Source organism: Oleiphilus sp. HI0123, assembly GCF_001635315.1.
Window position 1 is genome coordinate 1 of sequence record NZ_LWGE01000854.1, and the last position, 293, is coordinate 293.

1 pseudogene is annotated in these 293 nt (G+C 45.7%); it reads right to left on the reverse strand.

Features of this window, described 5'->3' with window-relative positions:
* Positions 1-245 (reverse strand): annotated as a pseudogene (locus A3761_RS27315) (exopolyphosphatase); the annotation flags it as partial.
* Positions 246-293 lie beyond the last annotated feature (48 nt).

Sequence of the window (293 nt, forward strand, 5' to 3'; positions counted from 1 at the left end):
ACCTCAAAAACCCGGCTTGCCCAACGTAGTAGATTTTCACATTGCGGTAAGGCTATATCCCAATACGAAGCAATTTGCTTGTATGCATGAAGCGCTGTTTTCTCTACTCTTTCAGCGTGTTCAACATCAATAGCATAGCGAGCCTGCATCGATTGAAGTGAACGTTCTCTGACATCCTCATGCTGAATCCGGCCTAGTATGTCATACAGCAAACCTTCCCTAAGCGCGCCCGATGTGAACTCCATTTCTTTGATGCCCAGTACCTTAAAGCATGAGTAGAGTATGGAAAAGCC